The organism is Clostridium sp. K13, from assembly GCF_019734195.1.
Lineage (GTDB): Bacteria > Bacillota > Clostridia > Clostridiales > Clostridiaceae > Clostridium.
Map to the genome: position 1 here is coordinate 76,275 of NZ_JAASHM010000015.1, position 8,696 is coordinate 84,970.

14 protein-coding genes are annotated in these 8,696 nt (G+C 29.6%); 1 reads left to right on the top strand and 13 read right to left on the bottom strand.

Annotated features, from left to right (window positions below; all coding sequences use genetic code 11):
* Positions 1 to 12: 12 nt before the first annotated feature.
* From HCG76_RS10265 to HCG76_RS10325, 13 genes are read right to left on the bottom strand one after another with little or no spacing between them, the layout of a single operon-like run.
* A complete protein-coding gene (locus HCG76_RS10265; protein ID WP_221700236.1) occupies positions 13 to 990 on the bottom strand; it encodes a respiratory chain complex I subunit 1 family protein in 978 nt (325 codons plus the stop codon).
* A gap of 11 nt (positions 991 to 1,001) precedes the next feature.
* Positions 1,002 to 3,011: a proton-conducting transporter transmembrane domain-containing protein gene (locus HCG76_RS10270; RefSeq protein WP_221700237.1), complete on the bottom strand. Its 2,010-nt coding sequence runs from the start codon at positions 3,009 to 3,011 to the stop codon at positions 1,002 to 1,004.
* Positions 3,008 to 3,343 carry a sodium:proton antiporter gene (locus HCG76_RS10275; RefSeq protein WP_221700238.1) on the bottom strand — a complete coding sequence of 112 codons (336 nt, stop codon included), beginning with the start codon at positions 3,341 to 3,343 and terminating at the stop codon, positions 3,008 to 3,010. The genes HCG76_RS10270 and HCG76_RS10275 overlap by 4 nt, the downstream gene beginning before the upstream one ends.
* The gene (locus HCG76_RS10280; RefSeq protein WP_195987269.1) at positions 3,344 to 3,784 is read right to left on the bottom strand and encodes an MnhB domain-containing protein; all 441 of its coding nucleotides are present in this window, start codon (positions 3,782 to 3,784) and stop codon (positions 3,344 to 3,346) included.
* 1 nt (position 3,785) lies between these two features.
* Positions 3,786 to 4,064, bottom strand: a complete 279-nt coding sequence (mbhE, locus tag HCG76_RS10285; RefSeq protein WP_221700239.1) for a hydrogen gas-evolving membrane-bound hydrogenase subunit E — start codon at positions 4,062 to 4,064, stop codon at positions 3,786 to 3,788.
* Complete coding sequence (locus HCG76_RS10290) at positions 4,049 to 4,324, bottom strand: hydrogenase subunit MbhD domain-containing protein (protein WP_195987271.1); 276 nt, start codon at positions 4,322 to 4,324, stop codon at positions 4,049 to 4,051. Before HCG76_RS10290 ends, mbhE begins: the two co-directional genes overlap by 16 nt.
* On the bottom strand, positions 4,317 to 4,661 hold the full coding sequence (gene mnhG, locus HCG76_RS10295) for a monovalent cation/H(+) antiporter subunit G (protein ID WP_221700240.1): 345 nt from the start codon (positions 4,659 to 4,661) through the stop codon (positions 4,317 to 4,319). Before mnhG ends, HCG76_RS10290 begins: the two co-directional genes overlap by 8 nt.
* Positions 4,661 to 4,924, bottom strand: a complete 264-nt coding sequence (locus HCG76_RS10300; protein WP_221700241.1) for a monovalent cation/H+ antiporter complex subunit F — start codon at positions 4,922 to 4,924, stop codon at positions 4,661 to 4,663. Before HCG76_RS10300 ends, mnhG begins: the two co-directional genes overlap by 1 nt.
* Positions 4,924 to 5,454 (bottom strand): Na+/H+ antiporter subunit E, encoded by a 531-nt coding sequence (locus HCG76_RS10305; protein ID WP_221700242.1) that lies wholly within the window; start codon positions 5,452 to 5,454, stop codon positions 4,924 to 4,926. Before HCG76_RS10305 ends, HCG76_RS10300 begins: the two co-directional genes overlap by 1 nt.
* 18 nt (positions 5,455 to 5,472) lie before the next feature.
* On the bottom strand, positions 5,473 to 6,117 hold the full coding sequence (gene hypB / locus HCG76_RS10310) for a hydrogenase nickel incorporation protein HypB (protein WP_221700243.1): 645 nt from the start codon (positions 6,115 to 6,117) through the stop codon (positions 5,473 to 5,475).
* Positions 6,118 to 6,459, bottom strand: a complete 342-nt coding sequence (gene hypA, locus HCG76_RS10315; RefSeq protein WP_221700244.1) for a hydrogenase maturation nickel metallochaperone HypA — start codon at positions 6,457 to 6,459, stop codon at positions 6,118 to 6,120.
* 3 nt (positions 6,460 to 6,462) lie between these two features.
* Positions 6,463 to 7,545, bottom strand: coding sequence for a hydrogenase large subunit (locus HCG76_RS10320; protein ID WP_221700245.1), 1,083 nt, complete (start codon positions 7,543 to 7,545; stop codon positions 6,463 to 6,465).
* A 14-nt stretch (positions 7,546 to 7,559) separates the two neighbouring features.
* Positions 7,560 to 7,937: an NADH-quinone oxidoreductase subunit C gene (locus tag HCG76_RS10325; protein WP_221700246.1), complete on the bottom strand. Its 378-nt coding sequence runs from the start codon at positions 7,935 to 7,937 to the stop codon at positions 7,560 to 7,562.
* A 256-nt stretch (positions 7,938 to 8,193) separates the two neighbouring features.
* On the opposite strand from HCG76_RS10325, the gene HCG76_RS10330 reads away from it, so the two are divergent.
* Positions 8,194 to 8,610, top strand: coding sequence for a hypothetical protein (locus tag HCG76_RS10330; protein WP_221700247.1), 417 nt, complete (start codon positions 8,194 to 8,196; stop codon positions 8,608 to 8,610).
* Positions 8,611 to 8,696 lie beyond the last annotated feature (86 nt).

An 8,696-nucleotide genomic window follows, 5' to 3' on the forward strand; every position in this document is an offset into this window, starting at 1 on the left:
TTTTATACCTCCTTAAAGATTAAAGCTTACTAATACATAGCTTAATAAAGATAATATTGTTGGAACTGTCCAATAAAATTTAAACATTTGATTAGTTTTATATCTTCCCATAAGGCCTCTAACTATTGATAAAAACATTATAGAAATAACTATCACTAAAATTATTAATATTATAGTATTAACTAATAAATCAATCCCTCTATTACCTGTAGTTATACCTATTCCACCTAAAAATAGTACTACAAATAATGCAGTCATAACATAAATCTTTATATTATGTGTAAGTTTAAATAGCCCTAAGTGTAATCCACTATATTCTGCTAAAGGACCTTCACAAAGCTCTGTTTCAGCCTCTGCTACATCAAAAGGAGCTACTCCAATCTTTGCTGGTAATATCATTAAAAATGCAATTGCAGCTGGAATTAGAGATAAAGTAAAAATAAAGCTTCCGCTACTTTGTTGTGCACTAGCTATAGCTGATAAAGAATATGTGGTTCCTTCCCCCAATATTAAACCTGCTTTTTTACAAACAGCAAGTAATGATGTTATTAATGGTAATTCATATGCAACCATTGCTACTACTTCTCTTGATACTCCAATTGATGCAAATGGTGATCCAGAAGCCATTCCTCCAACTATCATTGCTACTGCTGGTATAATTAATAAATAAATTATTGCTACTATATCAGCTGTTCCACCAAAAAATGACCAATCATAAATAGGAAACAATGTTGGTATTATACAAATACTAACCAAGGCTATTATTGGTGATAAAATAAATAGTCGTTCATTTGCATTCCTAGGCACTATAGTATCTTTTCCTAAAAGTTTTACAAAATCATAAAATGGCTGTGTAATTTTAGGTCCTCTTCTACGTTGCATTCTAGCTACTACTTTTCTATCTAAGCCAGACAAAAATAATCCCACAAGCATTGTAAAAATGAACCCTGGGAATACAATTAAATATATTAACTTACTCAAATATTCCATATTCCCACCTCCTATAAAATTATAATTGTAATTACAGATACCACTATTAAAGTTGCTATTATCCATAAAGAATAATCATTAACACTACCACTATGTGCTTTTTGTATCCTATTAAAATATCCCTTTAATTGATATTTCATTCCCCAGAATAAATCATTAGCACCAATCTTTACATTTTCTCCCTCTTCTCCTCCAACATAAATATCATATTTACATGCAGAATCTAAATGTACCTGTGAATAATTTACACCATTTGAACTATGATTTTCATATTTTTTAAATATCCTCATATCAAACTCACTATCTGATTTCTCATGTATTTCTTCTCCTGATGAATCACCTTTGAAAATAACAAACACTAAAATAGCAATCAATAATACTACAAAAAGTATTAAAAAATTAGTAGGATTATATATACCCTTTGTTAAAAATTCTACATCTACTATCTTATTAGCATTTAATCCTAAATTATAATTATTACCTAATGCTTCAAATATATATCCTGTTAAATTATATACACTCCTAACTACAGGAAGTAATAAATTATTAACTACAGTTTTAGGAAATAATCCAAATATGACTGTACCTAATGCTAATATTCCCATTGGAATCTTCATTGATATTGGAATCTCTTCTATATTTGCATACTCTGATTTCACTGGTCCAAAAAATGCAGAATGTCCAACTTTTATAAAAGAAGCTAAAGTAAGTGCTGAAACCACCACTGCTATAATGGATACTATTCCTAATGATCCACTAAATCCAGCCTCATATATCATCCATTTTGAAGCAAATCCATTAAAGGGAGGAATTCCACTAATTCCAGCTGCTCCAAATAAGAACATTGCTAAAGTAAATGGCATCCTTTTTCCTAGTCCCGAAACTGATTCTAGATCTGTAGTTCCAGTAGTATATAAAATAGCTCCGGCAGTTAAAAACAATAATCCTTTAAATATAGCATGATTAATCATATGATAGGTTCCACCAGTCATTGCTAAAACGCTTAATTCCCCTGTTTCTACTATAGCAATACCTAATGCTGTTATAATATATCCAATTTGTGAAACTGAGTGAAATGCTAAAAGTCTCTTAAAATCATGTTGTAACAATGCCATGGATACACCTATTACCATTGTTATAACTCCCCAAACTAATATTAAATATCCTACTGGCTTATTTGATGCTAGTCCAAAAATCATAAATACTAATCTTATAATTGCGTATACTCCTGTTTTACTCATTACTCCTGAAAGTATCATTGAAATTGATGAAGGAGCTGCCATATGTGCATCTGTTGGCCATGTATGACATGGAACCATAAATGCTTTAACTGCATACCCAACCATCATAAGTGAAAATGCTACTATTATTGTAGGATTCATTACATCTACACTATTTATTATTGCTGCTATTTCTGCCAAATTTAATGTTTTTGTTTCACTATATACTAAGCAAGTTCCTAATAAAATTAATGATGAACCTAAAGAACCCGTTACTATATATTTAAATGCTGCCTCTACTGATTTATCTTTATAATTTCTAAATGCAGTTAATGCAATAGCTGCAAATGTCATTATTTCAAGCATTACATACATATTAAATAAATCACCAGTAAATACAAAACCTATCATACTTGAAGTCAGCAACAAAAATAACACATAGTATTTTTCTAGTCCATTATCATGACTCATATATTTTAATGAATATACTACTGACAAAAGTGATGCCCCTGTAATTATTAATGCTAAAAATACTCCTAATGAGTCTATTTCTAGTCCAATACCATAAGCATTTCCACTCATAGGAATCCAATTTCCCATCCAATTTACTATTACTTCACCGTTAATTAAAATAGGTTTAACTAATAATATTACACAAACAAATGATACTGCCGTTGCAATAACTGCAAGTGTTCTTTTAACTTTAATATATTTATCCTTAAATAATCCAAGTACAAAAGCTAAAACAAAAGGAGTCATTATGGCTATTATCGGAAGATTATTAATAAACTCTATACTCATCCTCTAATCCTCCTTATATCATCACTGTCTATACTGTTATAATGCTTCTTAATTTTAATTACGATAGATAATGCAAGTGCTGTAACACACGCACCAATTACTATAGATGTAAGAGTTAAGGCTTGAGGAATTGGATCTACAAAATAAGTACTGTTATCACTAAATATTGGGGCAGTACCATTAATCCTAAATCCAATTGAAATTAACAATAAATTAATTCCTGAATCTAAAATTCCCATCCCAATTACTATCTTGATTAAGTTTTTCTTCAAAAGAGTTATTGCAAGTCCAATTACAATTAAAAGAAAAGCTCCAATATAATTAATTGTCATCTACTCCTCCTCCTTATTCTTTAAATTAGTTATCATAATTAATATTAAAAATGAAATACCTGCAAAAACTTTAAACCCTACAGCAAAATTCATCAAAAATATACTTCCTGATGAAAATAAATCTCCCGGATTACCCTTTTCAAGAATATTCCCAAAGAAAACCCCTGAACCTATTAATCCTATAAAGGCCAATATTATAAAACCTAAAGCCCCAATATCTTCAGCAACTTTAAATGTATTTGCTGCAATACCTTTATTTACTCCTTTAATTCCATAGCCAATATAGATAATAGCTATTGCCCCTGCAATTAGAACTCCTCCCTGGAATCCACCTCCTGGTGATAAATGACCATGGATTATAATATATAACCCTAATGTAAGCAAAATTGGTAATACTAAATTAGTACAAGATATTAATATAGAATCTCTTCTCTTCCTCATATTATTTTTCCTCCTTTGCTTTTTTTTCTGGTCTTAAAACAGCTGCAACTCCACAAATTGCAGTAAATAATACTATGGCCTCTCCTAAAGTATCATATCCTCTAAAATCAAATACTGTTGCAGTAACTGAATTTATAGCCCCTGTTTCATTTATAGTTTCATCTACTATTATTTGAGATGCCTCTCCAAACTCTTTTGGCTTTAATCCCATTTTAAAACCTACAAAAACAAAAATAACAAGTAACAAGAAAAGATTTAAGTAAGTCATCTTTTTTCGCATTTTTCTTCCTCCTTAATCTTTTTTGTTTTAACTTTGTTTAAAGTTATTATAAAAATTACAGGAGTTAATATTGCTCCAACTGCAGCTTCGGCTATAGCAACATCTGGTGCTTTAAGTAGTAAAAACTCTAAAGCTAAAAAACCACCTAAAACAGCCATGGCAATAATACATTGAAGAATATCATCTAGGAAAAATACACAAATTGCTGATGCAATTAATCCAACTATTATTAAAGTATTTAATACATCAAAGCTACTCATTTATATCCCTCCCATAATGATCAAACTTTGTTTTTTCTGAAAGTCCTGCTTTAATTTTATATGCAGCTCTTGCCATTGCATGGCCACCTACAGGATTACTTATAAGTAAAAACACTACCATTATTAGAGATTTTATTCCTAAAGAAGTATTTCCACTTCCAAATCCATATATGCTACATGCTAATGCTATTGGCATTGCCCCCATTGTCGCTATATTAGTTGCACTTTGAAGCCTACAAAAAGTATCTGGCATTCTAATTACACCAATAACTCCTGCTAGAAGAAAGAAAATACCTATTACAAGCAATATACAAACTATTATTTCTAATATAGCCATTACAATTCCCCCTCTAAATATTTAGAAATCAATACAGTTCCAATAAACCCCAGAAGAGTTACTATAAGTCCAAGATCTAAATACATAGCTCTACCTTCTATTGCTCCAAATAAAATCATAATTATTCCTAAAATTATATCTATGGAGTCAGCAGCTAAAACCCTATCTATTACATTAGGCCCTTTAAATACCCTATATAATAAAACTAATGCCATGATGGCTAAAAGTATTGAAACTACAGTAAATATAGAATTCATATTCATTATTTAAAAAGCCTCCTTACAAAATACTCAAATCTTCCCTTTATAATTTCTGACGCTTTATCAGTATCCTCTGTTTTTGCATCTATCCAATGAATATATAAAGCATTTTTATCTCCATCTTCATATATATCCATTGTTATAGTTCCTGGTGTTAATGTTATACAATTTGATAACATTGCTAGTCCATAATCTGAATTTAAATCCGTAGTAATTTTTACTATTCCAGGACTTATATTTAAATTTGGTGATAAGGCTTTTATAGCCACAGTAAAATTAGCTTTTATTAATTCCCATATATAAACGGGAATAAAAATTATTAAATTTATAAATCTTAATTTTTTAAATAACCAAAATCCATCTTCTCTAGCGAAAAATGTACTTGAAAAACAAGAAACAATTACTGCTACAATTGCTCCTACTATAAGCTCTTGAGCTCCCAATTTTAAAATATTAAAATCTTGCATTAAAAATAAAATCCAAAATAAATATGATAAAATAAAAGTTCCAACAAATGCTGTCCATTTTTTCATTCATAATCACCTTCTATCTTATATTTTTTTTATTAACCACTCTGCAAACTCGTAAGTTCCACCTTCTTCTAATGAGTTAACTTTAAAAATCTTTGAATTTGGATTTCTAATAAGGGTTTGTTCTTTTACCTCTTCTTCATTAAATTTAAAATACTGTGCCATGTCATACTTTGTAAGTATCAAAGCATCTGCTTTTGAAAACATTAATGGATATTTAACCACTTTATCATCACCCTCTGGTATACTTAATAATGCAATCTTTAATACCTCTCCAATATCAAATTCTGCTGGACATACTAAGTTTCCTATGTTTTCAACTATAATAATATCTAGTTCATCTAAATTAAATTCTTTTATTATATTTTTTATAGACATAGCCTCTATATGACATGCACCTTGTGTATTAAGCTGAACAACAGGTATTCCTACTTCCTGAATTGCTTTTGCATCTATTGTTCCCTCTATATCTCCTTCTATTACACCAACTCTCAGCTGTTTCTCCTTAAGCTCTTCTATTAAATTCAGTATAAATGTTGTTTTCCCAGCACCTGGAGATCCCATTATATTAATCATTTTTACATTCTTTTCCCTAAGCTCTTCTTGTACTTCTTTATGACAATCCTCATTCCATTCTAAAATTTGCCTTACAACTTTTATTTTCATTTAATCAACCTCCATAGTATCTAAATAAAACTCTCTCCCTTTTGTAATTTCGTATATATTTCCTTTGCATTTTGGACAAACATAATTATTTCTCCCAATTTCACCCTTATAATTACATTTATTACACCTAATTGATACGGGTATTTTCTCTATATTTATCTTTGTATTTTCGGCAATAGTATCTTTAGCAACTATATTAAAATAATATGATATACAACTTGGCACTAAATCTGTTAATTCTCCAACCTTTATATTTATTTCTTTTATACTCTTAACATTATGCTTTTTCCCTTCCTCTAAGCATATCTTAAGTAATCCTTGAGTTACTGCTAATTCATGCATAAATTACCTATCTAAACATGAGAAGCACGGATCTATACTAGCAACTATCAGACCAGCATCTGCAACAGTATTATTTTTTAACATTACCGGAACAGTCATTGCATTTTTAAAGGTTGGTACATGAATATTAACTCTCCCATTGGTTTGTCCTCCATTTGAAACTACATAGTAAGTTACCTCACCCCTTGGAGCTTCCGTTACCGCTATATACTCTCCTGTAGGAACCTTTGGAATCTTATTTCCTAAATTAATAGGTCCATCAGGCATATTTTTAAGAGCTTGTTCAATTATCTTGCAACTTTCTTCAATTTCTATTAACCTTACAACTGCTCTTGAAAATACATCTCCATCATTTGCTATAGCTACATTAAAATCAAATTCTTCATAGCAATTATATGGCATAGTTTTTCTAACATCGAAATTAACTCCTGAAGCTCTTCCATGAGGGCCACAAGCACCATAATTTAATGCATCATCCTTTGTTAATATTCCAACACCTTTAGTTCTTGCAGCTATACTTGAATCTTTAGCATAAACATTATAAATATTCTTATATTCATTTCTTAACTCTGCTATCATTTTTATTAATGTTTCTTTTTGTTCATTACTAATATCTCTTCTTGCTCCACCAACTATATTCATAGCATAATTAACTCTATTTCCTGATATAACCTCTAACATATCCATTATTTTTTCTCTTGATGCAAAACACATCATAAATAAAGAATCAAATGCTACTATATGGGCTGCTAGTCCTAACCATAAATAGTGAGAATGTAATCTTTCTAACTCACTTAATATTACTCTTATATAACTACCTCTCTTTGGAACTTCCATTCCAGCAATATTTTCTATTGCTAAACAATAAGTCATAGCATGTGAGTGAGAACAAATACCACACACTCTTTCAACTAAAGTGATTGTTTGAATATAATTTCTAGTTTCAGTTAATTTCTCTATTCCCCTATGGTTATATCCTATAAAAACTTCCGAATCCTTAATAAGCTCACCTTCAGTAAGAAGCTTAACATGGACGGGTTCTTCTAGTGCAGGATGATAAGGTCCTAATGGTAAAACGTAACTCAAGCTTTTCCCCCCTTTTAATTATCCTTGATTTTTTTTAATTCACTTAAAGGCATTATAAGTATTTGCCCTTCACCATCTTTAAATTCTTCTGGCAAAAATAATCTTCCACTAAATATTAACCCTTCAAATTTTAATGGCATCATTTCTTTTATTTCTTCTTCAAACCATTGTGCACCCTTATATATATTAGTTACTGTAGGTAATATTGACTCCCCTTTCACCTTATAATGCTTTCTAAAATCATCATATTCTAAGGTATAAACTACTACATTGTTTTTCTCATTATCTACATAACCATTTATAGCTACTAATCTTCCCCCTTTATCCCTAACTTCTTGTACTTTTGATAAAATCTCTTTCTTTTGTATTTCCACTACACTAATATTACCCATAATACTGCCCCCTTTTTAATTTTAAGGAAATTTTTATTATTTATGTATTTATTTTACATTATCACACTCTTTATTATACATAAGTTTAAAGCTTATTATAATATAAATATTGGATTTTTTTTAAAATTAATAAACTTCTATATTTATTCTATTTTTATTAATAGTATTTTTTGTTTTATCTCTATAACTTTTATGCTATAATGTCTATATAATTAGTGTTAACATAGTATAATTTATAATAAAAGGAGTTTTTGCAATGGGTTTCAAAGATAAAATGACTAAATATTACTCTGATGCATACATGAATAAATACGGAGATAGAATGACGAGTGTTTCTGGTACAGTTTTATCAGTTAAAACTGAAACTAAAAGTTTTCTAGGAATTTTCAATAGATTACATGTTTGGCTAGTTGTTAAGTCTGATGCAGGTAAACAAATAGCTAAATGTGAATACAAAAGAAATAGATGGTTCAAAAAACCAGAATTTATTGATATATCTCAAGGTCACAAAATAATTGTTATGGGAATTAAAGGTGAAAAAGGTAAAGCTAATTCTGAAGTTGTTGTCGCTTCAAATATTGCAAACTTAACTACAAGAAAAGACCTTCACCCATTTGACCATAGTCAAATAAAAAAAGCTAGACAACAAGCTACTAAAATGAGAACTAGATAGTTTAAATAAAAAAGGAGCTGTATCAGATTGAATTAATAAATTCAGTCTGAATACAACTCCTTTTTAATTGTTCAAAATTTTATACA

What these genes read in the sequence shown, in the direction of transcription:
- HCG76_RS10265 (WP_221700236.1), bottom strand. Translation starts at nt 990, where the DNA reads ATGGAATATTTGAGTAAGTTAATATATTTAATTGTATTCCCAGGGTTC.
- hypA (WP_221700244.1), bottom strand. Translation starts at nt 6,459, where the DNA reads ATGCATGAATTAGCAGTAACTCAAGGATTACTTAAGATATGCTTAGAG.
- HCG76_RS10325 (WP_221700246.1), bottom strand. Translation starts at nt 7,937, where the DNA reads ATGGGTAATATTAGTGTAGTGGAAATACAAAAGAAAGAGATTTTATCA.
- HCG76_RS10270 (WP_221700237.1), bottom strand. Translation starts at nt 3,011, where the DNA reads ATGAGTATAGAGTTTATTAATAATCTTCCGATAATAGCCATAATGACT.
- HCG76_RS10305 (WP_221700242.1), bottom strand. Translation starts at nt 5,454, where the DNA reads ATGAAAAAATGGACAGCATTTGTTGGAACTTTTATTTTATCATATTTA.
- HCG76_RS10280 (WP_195987269.1), bottom strand. Translation starts at nt 3,784, where the DNA reads ATGAGGAAGAGAAGAGATTCTATATTAATATCTTGTACTAATTTAGTA.
- HCG76_RS10300 (WP_221700241.1), bottom strand. Translation starts at nt 4,924, where the DNA reads ATGAATATGAATTCTATATTTACTGTAGTTTCAATACTTTTAGCCATC.
- mbhE (WP_221700239.1), bottom strand. Translation starts at nt 4,064, where the DNA reads ATGCGAAAAAAGATGACTTACTTAAATCTTTTCTTGTTACTTGTTATT.
- mnhG (WP_221700240.1), bottom strand. Translation starts at nt 4,661, where the DNA reads ATGGCTATATTAGAAATAATAGTTTGTATATTGCTTGTAATAGGTATT.
- HCG76_RS10275 (WP_221700238.1), bottom strand. Translation starts at nt 3,343, where the DNA reads ATGACAATTAATTATATTGGAGCTTTTCTTTTAATTGTAATTGGACTT.
- HCG76_RS10330 (WP_221700247.1), top strand. Translation starts at nt 8,194, where the DNA reads ATGGGTTTCAAAGATAAAATGACTAAATATTACTCTGATGCATACATG.
- hypB (WP_221700243.1), bottom strand. Translation starts at nt 6,117, where the DNA reads ATGAAAATAAAAGTTGTAAGGCAAATTTTAGAATGGAATGAGGATTGT.
- HCG76_RS10290 (WP_195987271.1), bottom strand. Translation starts at nt 4,324, where the DNA reads ATGAGTAGCTTTGATGTATTAAATACTTTAATAATAGTTGGATTAATT.